This window comes from Deinococcus radiophilus, assembly GCF_020889625.1.
GTDB lineage: Bacteria > Deinococcota > Deinococci > Deinococcales > Deinococcaceae > Deinococcus > Deinococcus radiophilus.
Map to the genome: position 1 here is coordinate 55,709 of NZ_CP086384.1, position 18,727 is coordinate 74,435.

Genomic DNA, 18,727 nt, shown 5'->3' on the forward strand with positions numbered 1-18,727 from the left:
GATTCCAACCCGGCCAGCAGCTCCAGATGGAAGGGGCGGCCTGCTCCCGGCGGCTCACGGCCCGTGCAGGCTCTTTGCGGGTCACCTTCTTGCCGGTCCGCGCAGGAGGCCCAGCAGGGCCCGCAGGGCTTCGGCCAGCTGAAGGATGGCCAGCTGTGGGAGTGAGGCGCTGCCAAAGATAAGCGTGTAGAACAGGCCGTCATGCTCAAGACCGACTTTGCCAAGGAGCCCGGTGGCATACAGCATTTGCCAGAGCGCCACCTGAAGGGTGAGGGAGAGCAGGACGCTTGCAGCAAACCAGTGAACCCAGCGGCGCGCTGCGAGGCGTTGACACAGCCCCCAGCTCAGGGCCGGGCTGACCTGCTGAGCGTCCGTCCAGGCTGCTTTCAGGTCGCGTGCAAGAAAGTACGCCCATACCGGGAGGAACATGACCAGGCGCAGGAGGCCCATGACCAGGTGTTCCCCGGCGGCCAGCGCCCCGAGTACGAAGACGCTGGCGCTTAGCAGGAACAGGCCCAGGGTAAGGCGCATCAGGAGCCGGGTTTCCCCCAGGCACTGGCGGCCCAGCTGCAACTTCTCCAGCGGCAGATTCTCGACGCGCGCGCTCAGCTCACCGGGCCGGATGTCTTGCAGCCACTGCGGCCCCTTCATCAGGCGGCCCGTGCCCAGACGCCGCGCTCAGGGTTGGTGAGGCCGGGCAGTTGCTGCAAGGTCTGTCGCACTTTGGCCTGCCAGTGTTCGCTCTGCTGGATGCGTTCGGGAGCCGCGTTCATCACGGCCTGATACGCCTGGGCGGTGGTGAAGGTTTCGCCCAGGCCCAGGATGGCCGCGCCGATGATGGCTTTCCAGCTGCGGGTGCGCGTTTCCTGCTGGGTTTGGACCGTTTCGGCCAGGACGGCGTAGACCTGTCCGGGCTGACGCTCGTAAAGCAGGATGTACTCGTGTTCGATGCGCCCGAAGCGCAGCTTGCTGTAGGTCCGAGTGCCGCTCTGCGTATTGTGCTGGGCCTTGATGAGGATGGCCCGCCGCTCGCTTCTGGGCAGGTAGGCCTGAATGTCCGAGGCGAGGGCGTGGTACGCCCCTTTCTGGCGCAGGTCGCCCAGCAGGGTGCCGTAGATGCCGCCGACCTTGACGCTGTCACGCTGGTTCAGCAGGGCGAGGGCCAGTTTCTCGTAGAACTCGTCCAGATTGCTGCAGCGGGAGAGGTCGTCCGGGTGGGCTTCGTTTCCCCACTGTGCCCCGGAGTAGGTGACCATCGTGTGGTAGGGCGGGTGGGAAAAGCACAGGTCCGCTTGTCCGTTCCAGTGGGCGGGCAGGTGGAGCCGGATGGGCTGGCTGAGGACATTGAAGCCGGAATGCAGGTCGAGGCCCACGGCTTCGATGCCCATTTCGCGGGCGACGTCCACGGAGGTGCCGCTGCCGACCATCGGGTCGCAGAAGCGCTGGGGCGTAAGCAGCTGGAAGAGGTGCCGGTAGATGTAGCCGCTGCAGTTGCCACGCCACTTGGCATTGCCCCAGATGTAGGCCTGCACTTGAGCGTCATGCACCAGCGCCAGACCAGGAGGCATGCCTGCCGTGTACGAAGTGACCGAGGTGTAGTACATGCTTCTCAGTCTGAACGCAGATCTGGGTGGTCAGAACACAAAATTGTGGTTTCGATGAATTATATTGGAATATAATTCAGAAGGAGGTGGCCCGTGCATAAGACATACCTGAGAAAAGTCGGCGGTTCGGTGATGTTGAGTATTCCCCCTGCATTGCTGGACGTTCTGGAATTGACTGCAGGCACCGCTGTGGGCCTAAACGTCGAAGGGAGGCAGTTGACGGTTCAGCCAGCCCCAAAACCGCGTTACTCCCTGGAAGAACTGCTGGCGCAGTGTGATTTAGAAGCGCAGTGTGATTTAGAAGCGCAGTGTGATCCAGCAGGAGCGCAGGACGCAGAAGAACAGCATTGGCTGAGTGACGCGCCGGTGGGGCGTGAGGTTCTTTGAAGGGCGGAGACATCAGACGGGGCGAGATTTACCTGGTGGATCTGAATCCCACGGCCGGACATGAGCAGCGTGGCAAACGTCCAGTCCTGGTGGTGTCGCCGGATGCCTTCAACGCCCTGACCGGTACGCCCATTGTCCTGCCAGTGACCAGCGGAGGACAGTTCGCACGGATGGCCGGGTTTGCGGTGTCCCTGGACGAAGCTGGAACCCAGACCACGGGCATCGTGCGCTGTGATCAGCCCAGGGCACTTGATTTCAGCGCGCGGGGAGCCCGCCTTCTTGAGATGGTGCCCCGGGATGTGGTGGATGAGGTGCTGGCGCGTCTGGCGGTACTGTTCAGCTGAGTTGCTGAGTAGCGTTCTGGTCGTGAGTGGTGTATTGGGGGCCGTGTGACATGTTGTTCCGTGCATCATTCACTGCTCCTGCCAGCCCGCGATACGTACGCCGTCTGGGCCGAAGAGGGTGGGGCAGCGCGTTTGCGCCTGAACAGGGCACTGAAAGAGATGGTCATGCCCTTACAGTGACTGGAAGTCTGGTTGGTTTGTTCAGGGGCTCACCCGTGCAGATCGAACCACATGGGCCAGGAGCCGTCCGGCCAGGGGCGCTGTGCGGCCGTGAAGCCGAACCCCTGATAGAACGCCAGGCTTTCCCCGGTCGCTTCCAGCGAAACAGTGTGCAGGCTGATGTTGACTGAGGTGGCTGGTAGTGGTACGCGAAATCCTTCCACATCGGCCCCACTTTTTAGGAGGGTGGGGCACACTGGAGGGAAGATATGGGAAAACAGCGCAAAACCTGGTCACCTGAACTCAAGGAGCAAATTATTCTGGCTGTCCTGAGCGGGGAGCACACCATCGCGGAAGCTGCTCGTGAATACGAGGTCAGCGAGAGTTTGATTCACACCTGGCGTGCACAGTTTCTGGAAGCGGGCCGTGCCCGCCTCCAGGGAGCGAGGCCGGATGCAGCCCAGAAGAAGTTGGAGAAGGAAGTCCAGCAGCTCAAGGCCATCATTGCGGACAAGGAATTGTCACTCTATATCGCAAAAAAAATCCGGGGTCTCTGAGCGTGGATGAACTCCTGGCGTGCTACCAGGAGTTGCTCGGAGACCACCCGAAACTCAGTCTCAGCAGATTTGCTGGCGAGGTGGAGCGTCCATATCACGTCCTGCGCGATGCCCGGCAGAACGCACAGCGTTCTGCACAGCGAATGGAGCAGCGCCGGCACATCCTAGAAGTGGTGCGGTTCAAAGCCCTGGAAGAGCCACTCAGCGGCTACCGTTTGATTTACCAGGCCCTGCAACAAGATGCCCAGCAGCCTTCTCCTGGCCTCCATACCGTCCGTCGCCACATGGCGGAGTTGAAGGTGCAGCGCCCGGTTCCCAGAAAGAAACGCCGTCCATCGGCATGCCCTACCTCTATCGTTCTCTGGCCAGCGGCCCGCCGAGTTCAGATCGATGCCACACGGCTCAGCTTGCCGGACGGGATCTGCTGGGCTTATCTCGTCCTGGACGTAGAAAGTCGCGCACTGCTGCACATTGAAGTGGTCCGGAATCTCTCTGCCAGCAGCGCGGTCACCGCGCTGCAACGGGGAGTCTATGTGCTGCACCATCTCGGCATACACGAGCAGCTCCTGATCATGACTGATGGTGGCTCAGATTTTACGTCTGGCGCATTCCAGGCGGCCTGTCAGGAGCTGGGCCACTGGGTACGGGCCAAGGTCTCACAGAAGGGAGGAATGGGCATCCTGGAAAGGCTCAACCGGACCTTCAAATATGACGGCGTGTTCCGGGAAGAATTGACGAATATTGCCCAGCTTCGTGCGTTCAGCACGAAGTTTAAAAACTGGTACAACTCTGAGAGAAGGCATTCCAGTCTGGGGTACACCTACCCCTGGGTTAAACTGCTTGCAGCTACGGAATCTTCGAACGTAGCCTGAAGGATTTTCCGTACCACTACCGCTTCAGCTTGTCTCAGAGCGTGGCGCAGTAAGGTCCGTCCATATCCCCGTCCTTGTGCCGATTTGCGTACGCTCAGCACTTCGATATGCAGCGTGGAGACCCGTTCGCGCCCACCCAGCTTGGCAATGACTTCCGTAGGAGCCTGCAAGACGCTGGCTTCCAGGCTGATGACCGCCTGGAGCCGGTCCCCTTCGTATAGACCGTGCAAGCGGACCAGGTTCTTCTTCGCTTGCTCCACTTCCGCGAGCAGCTTGCGGTCTATGCGGGGGTCGCCACACTGAAAATCCCCCCAGGACTCGCTCTGGGGGGTGATGATTCGAATCTCGGTCATACGCGGAAGGACATTCCTGGCCTGAGAATCACGGGTTCGCCCCTGGCTTCTCTGGCTTCCCTGTCAGCTCTGATTTCTTTCAGCGTCGCCAGCCTGCGGGCCTCGGTTTCCGGGTCACGCTTGCTGGGGTCCAGGATTTTCTCCATGTCCTCAGCCGTAATAAAGCCTTTGGGCAGTGGTTCAATGCTTGGTTTGGTCATCAGGGCCTCCTTGAGACAGTGTAGCATCCCCATTCTGTTCAGAGCATGGTTTTTCCGGCATTACCCCCGGAGATTGAGGTGCTCTTCCGGCAGATGTTCTGCTTTCAGCAGAACGAGGGAGCCGTAGCGTGGCCCCTTTGGGAGAGCCGATCAGCCCCCACGCGGGCGGGCAGGCGGGCGTGGGGGCTGATGGTCGGGAGAGGGCTGGAGGCCTTAGCGGCCGAAGGTCACGGTCCAGTTGTTCCTGTAAACGATAGGTTTTGTGGGAGTGGCGTTCTCATATGTAGCAGGGATGTAGCCGACGCCGATGCTGGCGATGTTGTTCTGGGCGAGGATCTGGCAGTGTGGGAGAGAGTGGACAAAGCCGGTAACGGTTTGAGCGGCGAAGAGATTGGAGTTGCCACTACCATAGGCCACCATTTCCCCTCCAGCATTGGGAAATGCTCCGTCAGCCAGTTCCTGATAGGCACGGGTGACGCGGTCAGCATAGCTGGCTCCATAGAAGTTCGGGTGGGCAGTGTTCAGCTCGTTATGCCCTTCAAACCCCCACGTTCCCAGATACGTGCTGTGCTTCCGGCTGGCATAGGCCATCACCCCGTTGTACGTCAGCGGTTTCAGGGTGCCCGGCTCCACTCCGGCCAGGCAAGTTCCGGCGCGCACGTCCACACCGTTCACGGTGCCCTTTGTGCGGACCTCGTTCAGCAGGGTCATGAAGTCCACTTCCTGTGCGTTGGGCGAGACGTACACCGTGCCGAGCTTGGTGCCGTCTCCAGTGCCGACGGCTGCGCCGGCGGCGGGAATGAAGGGCGCAGTGGGCTGGGGTTGAGGCTGGGGACCAGGATCAGGGGTGGTCACTGGGGGCACCGGGTCAGGCAGGGGCGCAGGGCCGGATTCGGAGCGGGCGGACCTCCCAGAACACCACAGGAGGCCAGCAGCAAGGCAGGCAGGGTCAGCAGGATTTTTCGCATAGGTTGATTCTAGGGAATGCGGTCCCTCTCCCCTGTCAAAGATGTGTCTGCTTCCTCCAGGCCTTGCTCGGCGGCTTGGCGAAGGGTGGCAGCTGCCTTCAGCCCCTGGAGTGCATCTTCCGGCGAGATAGGAATTCCCGCAAGAGTCGGGCTCTGTGCAGCGACTCAGGCCAGGTGGCGGAGCCGCGCCTCAGGATCACGGGGCATCCTCTTGACTTTGCCGTCCTGCGTCAGCATGACCTCCCCAAGCCATCGTAGCGGTTCGCAGGGTGATCAGCACAGGCGTTCCCAGTCCCTGTGAAGCTCTTCCACGGAAACGTGGAGCTGAATGACAATCTGCTGCCGGGTCCAGTACCGGTAGGCCAGACGGGTCCGTAAGAGCAGCACCACATCCGTCTTACCGTGCCAGGAGTGGTGGCCAGTGACCGTCCCGGTCACGTCGGCCGACCACCCGTCCTCTTCCGTGCTGACAGCGATGGCATTGACCTCTGGAAGCAGCGGGTTCGGTGTGTCCAGCAGGTCGGTGCTCCACACCGACTCTGCCTCGCTGCTGGCGAACAGCTGCCCAAGATGGAAGATGACGAGCGGTCTTTGCGGGCCGGTGTATTCCCAGATGGAGCCAACAGGGCAATCCGTATTGATATCTTGCATGCCCTTTCCCCTGCGCGTCAGCGCGAGGGAATCCCTGCGTTTAAAGGCGCCGCCACTCCCGACTGAGCATCCGTGCCGGGACATGCAGCCAGATGGTGACCGCTCCTCCATCTCCGTAAAGGTAGTGGTCTATCTGCAAGACGACATCGTCGTCTGCAGGACTGGGCAAGTCCCCACGGCGAAACCGGTAAACGGCTCTCCCGACCAGGGGAAGGGGCGTACGCCGGACTTCGGACAGCACCTGTGAATCAGGGGGAGTAAGGTCCCAGGCGGAGTCGACGTGAGGGGGCAGTGCGGTGATGTCGGTGCGGCGGTACATGGTCAGGGCACGACTGCCACGGTGCCTGTAGAGGGCATTTAGAACGACTGCGGGTGCAGAGCCAGAACGTTTGAATCTGAACATAAGCCTCAAACTGCGCGTCAGCGCCAGGGAAATCCTTTGGCCAGATATAGCGGCTTGCTCACTGCGGCGACTGTCCGAGTAGCACAGCGGTTGTCGCCGCGCTCAATCCCGGTGGGTGTCTCCACGCAGGGCCGTCAGGGCAGTTGAGCTATAGGCCACGGCTCAGAACCTCAGTAGGAAGTACATGACGCCTTCACCGTCACCGTCGTTCACAGCTTCTTCCGGCGTGCGGCCGCCCAGCTCCGGGAAGCGCTTGTTCAGGAAGTGGTCCGCGCCCTGGCGGCCACCCAGGCTGAGGGCCACCGCTTCAATGTTCTCCAGCGAGTAGTCCTCCGTCTCCAGGATTCGAGCCAGGTCGGCGCGTGGGGCCTGAGGTTGCTGGGAGTGTGCGTGTGCGTTCATGACAGCTCCTTTCGCTTCTTCAGTGTACGACCGCTGGAAGGGTCTGGTCTGTGGGCCGAAGGTTGACTTAAAGGCGGTGACGATCTCTAGCTTCTTGGTAAACTGACTACCCCTCAAAACTCTGCCGACGCTGACATAAACGCAGATTTGACAACCACCAGAAATCCTGCGTCTATAGAAAAGCCTGTCGTTATGCCAGCAAAAGTCTATTTCGACTGGGGTTGGACGAGATGCGGGATTTGCTTGGCTACCTAAGCCCTGAAAACTGGAGCCGTCTGACACGTCGGTTGCCGCGTTTTGAGGGGTAGTCAGGGATGTCGGCTCCTGTGTAGTGCGCTCAGTACGCTGGGATACTGATTCCAACTTATATCGTTATCAATAAAGTGTGTCTGAAAACTCTTCAAGTCACTATTTTGGCCAGTCGCTTGACCATCAAGCGAATCATGACCTCGTAGACGAGGTTTTCCGAGGTTTCTGACAGTGCTTCGTAATCTCTGGACATCCGCCTGGATTTGCCTATCCAGGCGAAGGTTCGTTCAACCACCCAACGACGTTTCAGCACGACGAATCCTGTTGGCACCTCCACGGGTGGTGGAGGTGCGTCTTTTGGTGCCCAGGTACTCTGCCGGCCCGACCAAGGATGCTTGACGATTTCTAACGTCCAGCCCAAATGTTTTCTGATTTCAGCTCCCAATTTGCCGGTATACCCTTGGTCTGCCCAAAGATGTTGCATGCGTGGAAAAACGTTCGGCAAGTCTCGCAGCAGGAGGATCGCGCCGGCGCGATCCTGATAATCCGCTTCATGCACCTTGATTGCCATGACGAGGCCCATCGTATCGACCAGGATGTGCCGCTTTCGACCGTTCACTTTCTTCCCACCATCATAGCCACGAGGTCCGCCTGCTTCTGTCGTTTTGACTGATTGGCTGTCAATAATTCCCGCTGAGGGTGTTGGGCTGTGGCCTGCTTGCACGCGAACCCTTTCCCGCAAGACAGCATGAATCGCTTTCCAGAGACCCTGTTTCCTCCAGAGTCGGTGGTAGTGGTATACCGTCTGCCAAGGTGGAAGGTCATGCGGCATCAGCCTCCAGGCGATACCACCGCGAAGAACATAGAAGATCCCATTGAGAATGTCGCGCCAGGACCACTTTCTAGGTCGTCCTGTTGAACAGACAGGTGGAAATAGAGGTTCGAGGATCATCCATTCGGCGTTGGTCAGATCGCTTGAGTAGACGGACGACATACCCATAGGATCCACGAACACGCGAGAGATGAAAAACCCGCACCAGGAGGCTTTTCAGACACACTTTAGAAGGTTTGTAGCGCCGCAGTGTTGAGTTCGTGGTGGGTATGAGGAGCAACCGTCGCACGGTTATCCTGGCCAAGTGACGGTTGCAGACTGTCCACACGGGGATACGTCAACCTCGCCAGTTGAGTTGGCCTCTGGAAATCCTGTACTGGGGAGCATTGACTGTAAGGACCGTAAGTTCTTCACGGTGTCGTCCGAGCTGCTTGAGCGGCAAGGACATCTTTACTGAAGGAAAACGGCGCTTGGCATTGGCATCCTCTTTGGGGAGGGCAAGCATCAGTTTAGGTTGGCGCAGTTCGCGCTGTGAACTGTTAGGGGTCTGGACCGCTGGATTCTGATGGTCTTCCTGTCCTTCACACTGACCATGTTGCATCACTCAGAGGACAAGGAAGCTGCCTGGCTGGCTCTCTGCACTTTGTTTCCCGAAGTCAGGCTAGGTCACCTGCTGAACCAGATTCAAAAGGAGCCGGAATGCCTGGCACCAGTACGGCTACTCGCTCAACTATGCAAGGTGCAAGTTATAAGTTTCCGCGTGCTGGAACGGAACAGAAGCCGGCCGCCCCGACTGGACGAATGGGGAAGTTGCCGGGCAATGACATTTTGTGGCAACGCTTTTCGCTAGTCTGATGATATGCGTGTCATTCTCAATCTTCAGAATGGGCAGGGGCAGACGCTGGAACTTTCTCCCGAGCAGATCCAGACTCTTGGCCTGAATGACCTGACGCCGGGAGAGACGGTTACGGCGACCATCCGGAGAGAAGCTGGTGACGAACGTGCTGTTCGACTGGAGCAGGCGCTAGAGGAACTGATGCAAGAACAGGCTGGCCTTTACCGGCGGCTCAGTGACGCATGATCTATTTTACTGAAGCGGAGATTCTCTACTTCCACGACCGCGTCTTAGCCCAGTTCGGTGGAACGCCAGGTGTCCGGGATAGAGGCTTGCTCCGCTCCGCCCTAGAACAGCCGGCCATGAGTGTCTTTGGGCAGGAGACCCATCCCACGCCAGAGCTGAAAGCGGCTGCTTACCTGTACCATTTGGCGCGGAATCATCCTTTTATCGATGGGAACAAGCGCACAGCCTATACGGCCATGGCCCTGTTTTTGCGCCTAAACGCAATACGGTTTCAGGCCAATGAGGACGAACTGTTCGATTTGACGTTGGCCGTTGCCAATGGCCAGATGAGCAAGGCGGAGATCGCTATGTGGATAGCCGAGCGGCGCTGATTTTTGAAACCGAACTCTACTTAACGGCAGCTCAGCTTCCTGTACCAGCGTTTAGAAGAGGCCTGGAAATTTACAGTAGCAAGGCCCTTTTGGTCCCTCTTGGCGACTTGGCGCACCAGGAGTTCAACAGGAGAAGAACTCTTGGGTTAATCTTAGCGAATTACCGAAGTAGAGCCTCACACCAACCATTCCTTTCCCCCATGCCTCAGCTCAGGCAAGAGCGGAGGGGGAGCCATTTGGAATTGCTGTTTTGTAATTCAGTGTATTAAACCCGGGGCATGGTTCGGCATATGTCTGAAGAAGATACTGGCGCGGATTTTCACCTGGTCCTGGGCATGGCTGCCTGTCCGAGCGACCCCACTGATGCCGAATAGGAAGCAGAAAACAATATCTGGCTTGGACGCTGGAAACCCTTGAATATTTTTGGTCTGGTTGGCAAGGAGCCTGGGCACCAACACACTGTGAACAGCACCCAAGCGTCGCTGAGTCGCTGACACCAAGCCGATGGGCACGGCCTAAGCTGCGACCATGAGGAAACTCGTCCTGTTGGCCCTCGCCGCCGTCCTTCCGTCCGCCAGTGCTCAGGGCACCTTGCTGTACTTCAACGACGCCCATGAACTGGCTCCCCTCGGCGGCGGTCAGCGTGGCGGCATGGCCCGTCTGGCCACACAGATCGAGCAGATCCGCAGCGAACAGCCGGAAACACTTGTCCTCTTCGGTGGCGATCTGGCCGGTGGCACCCTATTTGGCGAGTTCCGTGGCGAACCGATCGTCGAAGCATTCAACCAGATCGGCGTAGACCTGGCCAACTTCGGTCAGCATGAATTCGATTTCGGAGCTGCGCAGGCGCAGCGACTGGTCCGGCAGTCCAAGTTTCCCTGGATCAGCTCCAACCTCACCCAGCACGGTCAGCCGTTCGCCGGTGCAGCCACCCGTAAAATCCTCAGCGTGGGCAATGTCAAAGTGGGCTTCATCGGCCTGACGACAGCGATGGAGACCACCAACGCTGGAGACACCGTTCAGCAAGGTGAGGTCGTCGAAGCCGCCAAACGTGAGGTGGCCGCCTTACAGGCTGAGGGTGCGGAATTGATCGTCGCCATCACGCAACAACCGTTGGAGGCCGATCTGAAACTGGCCAAAGAGGTTCCCGAGCTGGACCTTATTCTCAGCGAAGAGGAAAGCGAAACTCGGACCACCATGACCGCTGAAGGGGGCACGGTCATCGCCAAACCGGCCGGCAACATCGGCTCGGTCATCCGCGTGGACATCCATGCACCGCAGCAGCCACTCAAGCTCTCCGTGCTCCCTATCGGGCCCGAACTGGCGGAACAGCCGCAGATCGCCGAATTGGCCACCCGGTACATGACCCAACTGGAACGAAGACTGGACCGAGTGATCACCCAGAGCAGCGTGGACCTGGACGCGGGTGCCAAAGTCAGCCGGGTTCAGGAGACGGCGCTCGGCAGCCTGATCGCCGACGCGTTCCGCAAAGCGACCGGTGCCGACATCGCCCTGATGCAAGGAGGCGGCATCCGGGGAGACAAGGTCTTCCCTGCTGGACCGGTCACCCTCAAAACGCTGACCGAAATCCTGCCATTCGGTAACCAGGTCATGATGGTCGAAGTGGACGGCCGTACCCTCCAGGCCGCACTGGAGAACGGCGTAAGCAAGGTCGACGAATACTCCGGACGTTTCCCGCAGATCAGCGGACTGACCTACCGTTTCGACCCAGCGAAGCCGGTCGGTCAGCGGGTCTCCGAGATCCGGGTCGCGGACAAGCCGCTTGACCCACAGCAACTGTACAAGGTCGCTTTGGGCAGCTACCTGGCCGCAGGCGGTGACGGTTACACGATGTTCAAAGGCGCCCGGGTGCTGATCAGTCCAGCGGACGGGGTACGGGACGTCACCGCCCTCAGCGAATACCTGCAAAGTCAACCGACCAGGCTGATGGCATCGAGCACTTCCGGCCGCCGTGCACCACCACCGGCAGGCCAGTGAGCCTGGAACGCATCCTCATACAGCTTGAGACCGGTGCAGACCCCCAGGAGCAGGGTGATGTCCGACGGCCACACTGGTCTGCCCTGCCCCGCCCCACGGTCATGCACCGGAAGACCAGCCAGCAGCATGGCCTGCACCCGGGCGGCCAGGTAGTAGGCCTCAGCAGAGCGCACCTCGCCGGCGGAGTCGCCCTACAAAAGGTGCAGTTCCACCGCCGGCTCCTCGCCAGGGACCTGCTCGCGGTGGGCCGCTCCTCGCCGGGGCCGGTCACCGTCTGGGTGAAGTAGGCGTTGATGACTGCCAACAGCGGAGCGTGTATGCGAAAGGACCGGCTCATGGGAATGACCTGGCCGCCAGGCTGGTTCAAGGCCACCTGCTGGGCTTCCCAGAAGACAGCCAGCGACCCAGCGTCTCCTTTCGAGGCGCCTCGTGATAAGCCGTCATCTGGCGCACGTCGGCTTGGGGAATGTCTCAGGGCGGTCCCTTTCTATCTTCGGACGCATCCTGAGCCAGGCTCATAATCCGACTGTCCCATGATTGATGATTAAATAAGTAAAAAATAATCATCATCATCAGTGGCGCAGAACGCGCCCCCTGAAATCTGCGACCTGGACGTTAAATTCCGCCACGGGGTTGGCCTTTTCCCCCCAAACTTTACGACATTTCGGCACCTTTCCCCCCCAAACTTTACGACATTTCGGCACCTTTTCCCCCCAAACTTTACGACAATCTCCCCCAAACTTTACGATAGACGCCTTTCCCCCCAAACTTTACGACACCAAGGCGCGGGGCTCAGAAAAGGACGTCTAGGACGCATCTGCCCCGTCCCCCCAAACTTTACGAGTCCTTTTCCCCCCAAACTTTACGACAACTTCCCCCAAACTTTACGATACTCCCCCCAAACTTTACGATATTAAAAAAAGCCGTCCTGGACGGCATGAATCTCAGACGCTTCTTTTCCCCCCAAACTTTACGAGCCCAGGAATTTGACCTTGAACTCTGCAGCGGTGTCTTCTGGCGGAGCCGTCAGGCGCTGCGAGATGTATTGGATCATGTCGATCAAAGGCAGCTCGCCTGCCGCTGCTCTCGTCTTCAGGTCGTGGAGGTCCTGTGCTGAGAGGAAAGGCCGTAGACCAGAAAACGACAGGTGGCTCTCTAGCCTCTTCAGTAGACGTTCGTCGGTGAGTGCATACAGTTCGTCAGTCAGGGCCTGAGCCGCTTCTTCTTCCACTTGCTTTGCAGAAACCCGGAGCAGTGCAGTTTTCGCAATCGGTGCCGGCTCTTCTTCCAGGCCGTTGCCATACTGTTCCGGATACAGCAGCATGTCCCTCAGGAGTGCCCCGGGGTTTTGCCGATGCCCTGGGTAGGCGTCGAATTTCTTCAGTGCGCGCATCACGGCTGCAGGATCTGGATGTTCGGTAAGGTACTTTCCCGCGACTGCCGGGTACATGCCCCGCGAGGTGAGTTCCCGCAGCAGCTCCGGGTCAGGGCCGACATTGGGCTGCGTAAAGTGGTAGTTCAGGATCTGAGCTTTTCCGCGGCCTTCCATCTCCACCCGGCTGAGAATGCCGTTTTGACAGAGTTCCTCATGGGCCGGTTGCAGTACTCGGCGGATCTTGTCCGGTTCGGTGCTATAGATGCTGAGCCGCTCTCCCCAATCGAGCAGCCCGACGCTGACCATCTCTTTGGGTGTCCCGAGTTCCCAGCGCAGGGCATCCAGGGTGCGGTAGATGGCGCGCACGGGCGGACTGTTGAGCCGGTGGTAGACGTCCAAGTCTAGGGGTTTGACGTAGCCTTCCCGGATGCTCTGTGCCACCTCGTCAGGCAGGCGGATCTCCAGGACGCTGGCCGCGTTGTCGCGCTCCTCCTGAACCACTACGACTTTCCACAGATAGTTGAACGAGGCGTCGACATAGCGCTCTTTACCGCGTGACCACCAACCCTGTTCGATTTGATAATTGGTGCTCTGCAGCCGTCTAAGGCTTTGACGGACTTCCCGGTAATAGTGCGCGCTCACCGGTAGGCCGGCCACACTCAGGAGACGGTACAAAGTTGTCCGGACGATGCCGTTCGCTGAGCAGCCCTGTTCCACGTAGAGGTTGATGATGGCCACCATGACGTCGTTGTCGAGTCCATGCGGAACCACTTCCCCGGTAAGCGCCGTGCAGGTCACCTTGACTGTGCGTTCGCCGGCCTGATAGGTGCGCGACCAGGAGGTGTAGTTTCCAGGGACCCGGGACTGCGCACTGATCAGGGACAGTTGGCCGACATTGAGTTCGTCGTGTCCCATATCTGGGGCCAGACTGGTCAGGGGTACCATCACCGATTTTTTACTCATAGATCCTCCAGGGCTGGTGACTGAATGTTAGTGTAGTCATTTGCAGTTCTCCCGCAGCGTTTGGATTAGCTGATCACTACGCTAGAGCCGCCTATCAGGCCTCCGGAAGAATGGTTTCCGGTAACGGTACCCGGACCACCGTGACCCTGTGAAGCAGGGTCGGTCTGCCGTCCACTGCAGACCGACGGTCCAGAGAGCGGTGGCACGCTGCCAGATTCCTTCAGGTGTAAGGAGCGGTCCACTGCTACGCTGATGCCCACGCCCAGGTCTACCGGCCGAAGCGAATCGACACCTTTTTCAGTGGCCTTGGTCTTTCCTGCTCATTTTGGTGACTGCTCGGTTTCGAACAGTGCCCTGAGTTCCTGCAAAAGCTTCTGGGCCTTCTTCCTCTTACGGGTATCCAGGCCGGCCAGCTGCTTGGCGCTGAAGTGGGAGCGCAGTGTGCGGAACTCTTCGGTCAGATCAATGTCCTTTTCCGTACCCGCTGTCGCACGGGCTGGCTTCTCCTGTTTGAGTGCCTGCCGGATATCGCGCACGCCCCACTCTCCTGCCAGCACTTTGGGAAGCCAAGCAGCCTGCTGCACCTCAGAAGCACGGCTCAGTTCCATCACTGAGCTGTAGGGGGCGCCGCTGCGAAGCGCTTCCAAAAGTCCGGTAGGTAACTGCAGGAGCGGCAGGTAATGGCGCTGGAAGCCGGGCAGTGAAATGTCCTTTCCGAGAATACCCAGAGCTTCTTCCGCCGACGTGACGACTTCTTCTGCTGTATTACGCCTTTGACTCAGCAGCTGAATCACTTCCTTCGTCTCCTTGCCCAGCGAGAGACTGACCAGATCAATCACCGCATGGGCCATCTCATAAGCATTGAGGTTCTCCCGCTCCAAGTTTTCTTTGAGGCTATAGAGCCTGGCCTGCCGGTCCTCCAGTGGACGGACGATCGCAGGGATTCTCGGCTGACCGGCCAACTTGGAAGCTCTAAGCCGCCGCTCTCCTGCGACCAGTTCGTACCCCCCGCCCGGCAGGGTGCGGACCAGGATGGGCTGCAATACTCCGTTGGCCTGGATATCTTCTGCCAGGGATTCCAGACCGGTGAAGTCCAACCTGGCCTGGAAGGGCGAAGGCCGGATGTCCCCGACCGGAAGGTATTCCAGTGGAAAACGCTTGCCCTGAGTATCTTCGATCTTCTGCGCGACCGACTTGGTCTCTTCCAGGGCCTGCATCATTCCGGCGCTGAGTTTCCGCTTGGTCATGCGCCGGCTCCAATACGGCTGAGTAGCTGATCCACCAGCAGACGGATCTCCTCTTTTGCTTCGGCGTCTGCCGCGATCGCTCCGACGGGACGACCTTCAGGTTGGCAGCGGTTATAGACGGCTGGCCGGTGGGTGATAAGGCCGGCCAACTGATCTCCCAGTGCCTCCTGGTATACCTCCACCGCCTCCTTGGCGTGAGAGGTGTTGTCCATTTGAGTGATGACGTATAGGGCGATCCTCAGGTTGGGGTTGGTGTACCCGTATTGTTCCAGCATCCGCTGCACTCCCCGAAGAGCGACGATGCCTTTGTAGCGGGCCGGGATAGGAACGATCACCCAGTCGGCAGCGTTGGCAGCGTTGGCCGTCAGCTTGCCGAGTGAGGGCGGCGGATCAAGCAGGATAAAGTCGTAGGTTCCCTCTTCACGCAACTGATCTACCGCCCGGCGCAACCGCCCTTCCGCGTTGGGATAGCCTCCGAGCGCCATGTCGGTGTAACTCAGTTCCAGATGACTGGGAATCAGGGACATCCCATGAACTTCGGTTGGTTCAGGCAAGGGGGTGTAGTGCTCCAGCGAATTCTTGACCGACTCCTCCAGCTCGGCTTTGCCTTGCCCCAGCCACTGGGAAAGGTTGGCCTGAGGATCGAGGTCAATCAGCAGCACCTTGAATCCACGCTGTGCCAGATCGTAGCCAACATCCCTAACGGTGGATGTTTTCGCCGCTCCCCCAGCATGGTTGAAGGCCATCAGCACCTGCGTTCTCTTCGTCATACTTCATATTGCCTGCTTGAGGTGACAGGTTCAAATCTGTTGGCGCAGAGTGAGGGCGCAGGGAGGGATGCGTTTGTGGCGACGTCGCCACAAATAGGTTGTTCAAAGCTGATCTGCCTCCGGAACGCAGAAAATAGCTTTTCGGTAAGTGCCCTACCGCTCATATTCGTTGCCCTGGGCACGGTCGCTTCTGACCAGCTTTCCGTGAACAAGGAGGTTGTCGTCCTTGTAGTGATGTCCTCCACCTACGCCCCGGCTGTCCAGTTGTGGCGACGTCGCCACAGATCACGCTCTTGAGACAGATGGGCGTGTAGAACGCAAAAATAGATTGCCGGCAAGTGTCGAAACTTCGACGTTTACTCTTGGCAACATGACGTTTTTCCAACTCTCGCTGAAGGGCAGATAAGCTCCAGCGATGGTGGCCGAGGGGCTGCCTGAAGCCCTGAGTGACCTGGAATGGGGCGAGGTGTCGGTCGGGCGTCTGGGGCGGACTGTGCCGGAACGGGAACGGACGCCTGGAGGCTCATAGACCCTTGTCGGTTTAAATGATTTCCCGAGCCAAACAGCTTATTTAGAAAGGCATGCGTCAGAACGCTCCAGTAGGATGCCCCTGTGAACAAAGCCCTTCCTTTGCTGCTGTTGCTGGCCGCCACTGCTGCGCAGGCTCAATCCACGGGTTGCCTTAACCAGTCGGCCCGTGTCACCAGCGTGTACCGCGGAGAGCAGCTTTTCAGTCTCTGCACCGCCGATTCCCAGGTAAGCTACTCGCTGACCGACCGGATTCCCCGCCTGGTGGTGGAGGTTCTGACTCCAGCCAAGCTGCAGGGCACCGTCAGCCGCGAGGACGACTTCCGGGCAGACGTTCGTTTGCCCCTGAATGCCCGCGTAGACCTCAACGACTACCGTGGCAGTGGCTACGACCGGGGCCACCTGGCCCCAGCTGCGGACTTCAAGTACAGCGCTACCGCCATGAGCAACTCGTTCTTACTCAGCAATATCGCCCCGCAGGAACCGAGCTTCAACCAGCAGGCCTGGAACGGTCTGGAGGATGCCACACGGGCCTGCGCCCAACAGACCGGCAAGCTGACGGTCCTTACCGGCACCTTGGGTAAATCAGGCAGCCTGAACGGACGGGGGAGAGTGACCATCCCCGCCAGCTTCTTCAAAATGTGGACCGACGGTCAGGATTACCGTCTGTGGGTCATGCCGAACGTAGCCATCAACAAACTCACTGGTCAGCAGTACGGACAGTACGAAGTGAGCATCAAGCAGTTGCAAACCTACTGGCCGGAGTTCAGTGTGGGTCTGCCATTAAATGCGGCTCAACCTGGCAAGCTCTGCCCAGGAGCGATTCCTTTGAAACAGATCGGCAGTACTCCGGCGGTGCGTCCAGCCACCCCACCCAGGCCAGCGGCTCAACCGGCCTATCTACCGCCCAGGAACGACGCACCCTACTATGCCAACTGTGCGGCAGCGAAAGCGGCGGGAGCTGCACCTTTGCGCCGGGGTCAGCCTGGGTACCGCGCAGCGATGGATAGGGATGGAGACGGGGTGGCCTGCGAATAAGAAATAGGGGAGAGTTTATCTCTCCCTCGCAACTCTTGGCTCATCACTTAACGTCGTACAGATACACCACGGTTTGGCCGTCATGAGGCGCGAACGCGAACCGTAGTCCCTTGTCCGCTTTCCAGACAGTAAAGGGATTGGTGGCCATGGCGCGGGTCACGCCGTCGGTTTTGACCGGGTCCCATAGGGGCACTGGGTAGTGGTACGGAAAATCCTTCAGGCTACGTTCGAAGATTCCGTAGCTGCAAGCAGTTTAACCCAGGGGTAGGTGTACCCCAGACTGGAATGCCTTCTCTCAGAGTTGTACCAGTTTTTAAACTTCGTGCTGAACGCACGAAGCTGGGCAATATTCGTCAATTCTTCCCGGAACACGCCGTCATATTTGAAGGTCCGGTTGAGCCTTTCCAGGATGCCCATTCCTCCCTTCTGTGAGACCTTGGCCCGTACCCAGTGGCCCAGCTCCTGACAGGCCGCCTGGAATGCGCCAGACGTAAAATCTGAGCCACCATCAGTCATGATCAGGAGCTGCTCGTGTATGCCGAGATGGTGCAGCACATAGACTCCCCGTTGCAGCGCGGTGACCGCGCTGCTGGCAGAGAGATTCCGGACCACTTCAATGTGCAGCAGTGCGCGACTTTCTACGTCCAGGACGAGATAAGCCCAGCAGATCCCGTCCGGCAAGCTGAGCCGTGTGGCATCGATCTGAACTCGGCGGGCCGCTGGCCAGAGAACGATAGAGGTAGGGCATGCCGATGGACGGCGTTTCTTTCTGGGAACCGGGCGCTGCACCTTCAACTCCGCCATGTGGCGACGGACGGTATGGAGGCCAGGAGAAGGCTGCTGGGCATCTTGTTGCAGGCCTGGTAAATCAAACGGTAGCCGCTGAGTGGCTCTTCCAGGGCTTTGAACCGCACCACTTCTAGGATGTGCCGGCGCTGCTCCATTCGCTGTGCAGAACGCTGTGCGTTCTGCCGGGCATCGCGCAGGACGTGATATGGACGCTCCACCTCGCCAGCAAATCTGCTGAGACTGAGTTTCGGGTGGTCTCCGAGCAACTCCTGGTAGCACGCCAGGAGTTCATCCACGCTCAGAGACCCCGGATTTTTTTTGCGATATAGAGTGACAATTCCTTGTCCGCAATGATGGCCTTGAGCTGCTGGACTTCCTTCTCCAACTTCTTCTGGGCTGCATCCGGCCTCGCTCCCTGGAGGCGGGCACGGCCCGCTTCCAGAAACTGTGCACGCCAGGTGTGAATCAAACTCTCGCTGACCTCGTATTCACGAGCAGCTTCCGCGATGGTGTGCTCCCCGCTCAGGACAGCCAGAATAATTTGCTCCTTGAGTTCAGGTGACCAGGTTTTGCGCTGTTTTCCCAT

General features: G+C 59.1%; 25 protein-coding genes. 8 read left to right on the plus strand and 17 right to left on the minus strand.

Going from position 1 to position 18,727, the window contains the following annotated elements:
- Positions 1-81: 81 nt before the first annotated feature.
- Both LMT64_RS13740 and LMT64_RS13745 read right to left on the minus strand, forming a co-directional pair.
- Positions 82-651 (minus strand): hypothetical protein, encoded by a 570-nt coding sequence (locus LMT64_RS13740; protein WP_126353539.1) that lies wholly within the window; start codon positions 649-651, stop codon positions 82-84.
- A complete protein-coding gene (locus LMT64_RS13745; protein ID WP_229253583.1) occupies positions 651-1,604 on the minus strand; it encodes a hypothetical protein in 954 nt (317 codons plus the stop codon). The genes LMT64_RS13740 and LMT64_RS13745 overlap by 1 nt, the downstream gene beginning before the upstream one ends.
- A gap of 93 nt (positions 1,605-1,697) precedes the next feature.
- On the opposite strand from LMT64_RS13745, the gene LMT64_RS13750 reads away from it, so the two are divergent.
- The gene (locus LMT64_RS13750; protein ID WP_126353541.1) at positions 1,698-1,991 is read left to right on the plus strand and encodes an AbrB/MazE/SpoVT family DNA-binding domain-containing protein; all 294 of its coding nucleotides are present in this window, start codon (positions 1,698-1,700) and stop codon (positions 1,989-1,991) included.
- An 11-nt stretch (positions 1,992-2,002) separates the two neighbouring features.
- Positions 2,003-2,335, plus strand: a complete 333-nt coding sequence (locus LMT64_RS13755; RefSeq protein ID WP_126353547.1) for a type II toxin-antitoxin system PemK/MazF family toxin — start codon at positions 2,003-2,005, stop codon at positions 2,333-2,335.
- 209 nt (positions 2,336-2,544) lie between these two features.
- On the opposite strand, the gene LMT64_RS13760 is transcribed toward LMT64_RS13755, so the two are convergent.
- Complete coding sequence (locus LMT64_RS13760; RefSeq protein WP_229253584.1) at positions 2,545-2,751, minus strand: hypothetical protein; 207 nt, start codon at positions 2,749-2,751, stop codon at positions 2,545-2,547.
- Between the two features lie 12 nt (positions 2,752-2,763).
- Between LMT64_RS13760 and LMT64_RS13765 the strand changes: the two genes are divergently transcribed.
- On the plus strand, positions 2,764-3,051 hold the full coding sequence (locus LMT64_RS13765) for a transposase (protein WP_126352309.1): 288 nt from the start codon (positions 2,764-2,766) through the stop codon (positions 3,049-3,051).
- A gap of 2 nt (positions 3,052-3,053) precedes the next feature.
- Positions 3,054-3,923 (plus strand): integrase core domain-containing protein, encoded by an 870-nt coding sequence (locus tag LMT64_RS13770; protein WP_229253585.1) that lies wholly within the window; start codon positions 3,054-3,056, stop codon positions 3,921-3,923.
- On the opposite strand, the gene LMT64_RS13775 is transcribed toward LMT64_RS13770, so the two are convergent.
- From LMT64_RS13775 to LMT64_RS13805, 7 genes are all read right to left on the minus strand, one after another.
- Positions 3,872-4,276 (minus strand): GNAT family N-acetyltransferase, encoded by a 405-nt coding sequence (locus LMT64_RS13775; RefSeq protein WP_229253586.1) that lies wholly within the window; start codon positions 4,274-4,276, stop codon positions 3,872-3,874. The genes LMT64_RS13770 and LMT64_RS13775 overlap by 52 nt on opposite strands.
- Positions 4,273-4,476: a hypothetical protein gene (locus tag LMT64_RS13780; protein WP_126353344.1), complete on the minus strand. Its 204-nt coding sequence runs from the start codon at positions 4,474-4,476 to the stop codon at positions 4,273-4,275. Before LMT64_RS13780 ends, LMT64_RS13775 begins: the two co-directional genes overlap by 4 nt.
- A gap of 213 nt (positions 4,477-4,689) precedes the next feature.
- Positions 4,690-5,331, minus strand: coding sequence for a CAP domain-containing protein (locus LMT64_RS13785; RefSeq protein ID WP_229253587.1), 642 nt, complete (start codon positions 5,329-5,331; stop codon positions 4,690-4,692).
- 386 nt (positions 5,332-5,717) lie between these two features.
- Complete coding sequence (locus LMT64_RS13790) at positions 5,718-6,095, minus strand: hypothetical protein (protein ID WP_126353340.1); 378 nt, start codon at positions 6,093-6,095, stop codon at positions 5,718-5,720.
- A gap of 40 nt (positions 6,096-6,135) precedes the next feature.
- A complete protein-coding gene (locus LMT64_RS13795) occupies positions 6,136-6,498 on the minus strand; it encodes a hypothetical protein (RefSeq protein WP_229253588.1) in 363 nt (120 codons plus the stop codon).
- 162 nt (positions 6,499-6,660) lie between these two features.
- Complete coding sequence (locus LMT64_RS13800; protein WP_126353336.1) at positions 6,661-6,900, minus strand: hypothetical protein; 240 nt, start codon at positions 6,898-6,900, stop codon at positions 6,661-6,663.
- Between the two features lie 400 nt (positions 6,901-7,300).
- Positions 7,301-8,149, minus strand: coding sequence for an IS5 family transposase (locus LMT64_RS13805; protein WP_013616019.1), 849 nt, complete (start codon positions 8,147-8,149; stop codon positions 7,301-7,303).
- 691 nt (positions 8,150-8,840) lie between these two features.
- On the opposite strand from LMT64_RS13805, the gene LMT64_RS13810 reads away from it, so the two are divergent.
- The 3 genes from LMT64_RS13810 to LMT64_RS13820 all read left to right on the plus strand — a co-directional run bounded on the left by LMT64_RS13810 (position 8,841) and on the right by LMT64_RS13820 (position 11,431).
- Positions 8,841-9,062: a hypothetical protein gene (locus LMT64_RS13810; RefSeq protein ID WP_126353334.1), complete on the plus strand. Its 222-nt coding sequence runs from the start codon at positions 8,841-8,843 to the stop codon at positions 9,060-9,062.
- Positions 9,059-9,433: a type II toxin-antitoxin system death-on-curing family toxin gene (locus tag LMT64_RS13815; RefSeq protein WP_126353332.1), complete on the plus strand. Its 375-nt coding sequence runs from the start codon at positions 9,059-9,061 to the stop codon at positions 9,431-9,433. Before LMT64_RS13810 ends, LMT64_RS13815 begins: the two co-directional genes overlap by 4 nt.
- A 528-nt stretch (positions 9,434-9,961) precedes the next feature.
- Positions 9,962-11,431 carry a bifunctional metallophosphatase/5'-nucleotidase gene (locus tag LMT64_RS13820; RefSeq protein ID WP_126353330.1) on the plus strand — a complete coding sequence of 490 codons (1,470 nt, stop codon included), beginning with the start codon at positions 9,962-9,964 and terminating at the stop codon, positions 11,429-11,431.
- A 970-nt stretch (positions 11,432-12,401) separates the two neighbouring features.
- Here the strand turns inward: LMT64_RS13820 and LMT64_RS13825 are convergent.
- The 3 genes from LMT64_RS13825 to LMT64_RS13835 all read right to left on the minus strand — a co-directional run bounded on the left by LMT64_RS13825 (position 12,402) and on the right by LMT64_RS13835 (position 15,786).
- Positions 12,402-13,769, minus strand: a complete 1,368-nt coding sequence (locus LMT64_RS13825; protein WP_126353328.1) for a replication initiator protein A — start codon at positions 13,767-13,769, stop codon at positions 12,402-12,404.
- 320 nt (positions 13,770-14,089) lie between these two features.
- Positions 14,090-15,016 (minus strand): ParB/RepB/Spo0J family partition protein, encoded by a 927-nt coding sequence (locus LMT64_RS13830; protein WP_126353326.1) that lies wholly within the window; start codon positions 15,014-15,016, stop codon positions 14,090-14,092.
- A complete protein-coding gene (locus LMT64_RS13835) occupies positions 15,013-15,786 on the minus strand; it encodes a ParA family protein (RefSeq protein ID WP_126353324.1) in 774 nt (257 codons plus the stop codon). Before LMT64_RS13835 ends, LMT64_RS13830 begins: the two co-directional genes overlap by 4 nt.
- A gap of 612 nt (positions 15,787-16,398) precedes the next feature.
- On the opposite strand from LMT64_RS13835, the gene LMT64_RS13840 reads away from it, so the two are divergent.
- Entirely contained in the window at positions 16,399-17,352 is a 954-nt protein-coding gene (locus LMT64_RS13840) for a DNA/RNA non-specific endonuclease (RefSeq protein WP_126353322.1), read from the plus strand.
- A 43-nt stretch (positions 17,353-17,395) separates the two neighbouring features.
- On the opposite strand, the gene LMT64_RS13845 is transcribed toward LMT64_RS13840, so the two are convergent.
- Genes LMT64_RS13845 through LMT64_RS13860 form a run of 4 tightly spaced genes read right to left on the minus strand, consistent with a single transcriptional unit; the run spans position 17,396 to position 18,727 of the window.
- Positions 17,396-17,545: a hypothetical protein gene (locus LMT64_RS13845; RefSeq protein ID WP_170166060.1), complete on the minus strand. Its 150-nt coding sequence runs from the start codon at positions 17,543-17,545 to the stop codon at positions 17,396-17,398.
- A gap of 23 nt (positions 17,546-17,568) precedes the next feature.
- Positions 17,569-18,156 (minus strand): integrase core domain-containing protein, encoded by a 588-nt coding sequence (locus LMT64_RS13850; protein ID WP_229253589.1) that lies wholly within the window; start codon positions 18,154-18,156, stop codon positions 17,569-17,571.
- The gene (locus LMT64_RS13855; protein ID WP_229253590.1) at positions 18,144-18,437 is read right to left on the minus strand and encodes a hypothetical protein; all 294 of its coding nucleotides are present in this window, start codon (positions 18,435-18,437) and stop codon (positions 18,144-18,146) included. Before LMT64_RS13855 ends, LMT64_RS13850 begins: the two co-directional genes overlap by 13 nt.
- A 2-nt stretch (positions 18,438-18,439) precedes the next feature.
- On the minus strand, positions 18,440-18,727 hold the full coding sequence (locus LMT64_RS13860) for a transposase (RefSeq protein WP_126352309.1): 288 nt from the start codon (positions 18,725-18,727) through the stop codon (positions 18,440-18,442).

Bases quoted from the DNA above. Each gene is read 5' to 3' on its own strand.
- LMT64_RS13835 (WP_126353324.1), bottom strand. From the start codon at position 15,786: ATGACGAAGAGAACGCAGGTGCTGATGGCCTTCAACCATGCTGGGGGA.
- LMT64_RS13825 (WP_126353328.1), bottom strand. From the start codon at position 13,769: ATGAGTAAAAAATCGGTGATGGTACCCCTGACCAGTCTGGCCCCAGAT.
- LMT64_RS13765 (WP_126352309.1), top strand. From the start codon at position 2,764: ATGGGAAAACAGCGCAAAACCTGGTCACCTGAACTCAAGGAGCAAATT.
- LMT64_RS13740 (WP_126353539.1), bottom strand. From the start codon at position 651: ATGAAGGGGCCGCAGTGGCTGCAAGACATCCGGCCCGGTGAGCTGAGC.
- LMT64_RS13780 (WP_126353344.1), bottom strand. From the start codon at position 4,476: ATGACCAAACCAAGCATTGAACCACTGCCCAAAGGCTTTATTACGGCT.
- LMT64_RS13820 (WP_126353330.1), top strand. From the start codon at position 9,962: ATGAGGAAACTCGTCCTGTTGGCCCTCGCCGCCGTCCTTCCGTCCGCC.
- LMT64_RS13850 (WP_229253589.1), bottom strand. From the start codon at position 18,156: ATGGCGGAGTTGAAGGTGCAGCGCCCGGTTCCCAGAAAGAAACGCCGT.
- LMT64_RS13830 (WP_126353326.1), bottom strand. From the start codon at position 15,016: ATGACCAAGCGGAAACTCAGCGCCGGAATGATGCAGGCCCTGGAAGAG.
- LMT64_RS13790 (WP_126353340.1), bottom strand. From the start codon at position 6,095: ATGCAAGATATCAATACGGATTGCCCTGTTGGCTCCATCTGGGAATAC.
- LMT64_RS13860 (WP_126352309.1), bottom strand. From the start codon at position 18,727: ATGGGAAAACAGCGCAAAACCTGGTCACCTGAACTCAAGGAGCAAATT.
- LMT64_RS13795 (WP_229253588.1), bottom strand. From the start codon at position 6,498: ATGTTCAGATTCAAACGTTCTGGCTCTGCACCCGCAGTCGTTCTAAAT.
- LMT64_RS13745 (WP_229253583.1), bottom strand. From the start codon at position 1,604: ATGTACTACACCTCGGTCACTTCGTACACGGCAGGCATGCCTCCTGGT.
- LMT64_RS13810 (WP_126353334.1), top strand. From the start codon at position 8,841: ATGCGTGTCATTCTCAATCTTCAGAATGGGCAGGGGCAGACGCTGGAA.
- LMT64_RS13775 (WP_229253586.1), bottom strand. From the start codon at position 4,276: ATGACCGAGATTCGAATCATCACCCCCCAGAGCGAGTCCTGGGGGGAT.
- LMT64_RS13815 (WP_126353332.1), top strand. From the start codon at position 9,059: ATGATCTATTTTACTGAAGCGGAGATTCTCTACTTCCACGACCGCGTC.
- LMT64_RS13800 (WP_126353336.1), bottom strand. From the start codon at position 6,900: ATGAACGCACACGCACACTCCCAGCAACCTCAGGCCCCACGCGCCGAC.
- LMT64_RS13805 (WP_013616019.1), bottom strand. From the start codon at position 8,149: ATGGGTATGTCGTCCGTCTACTCAAGCGATCTGACCAACGCCGAATGG.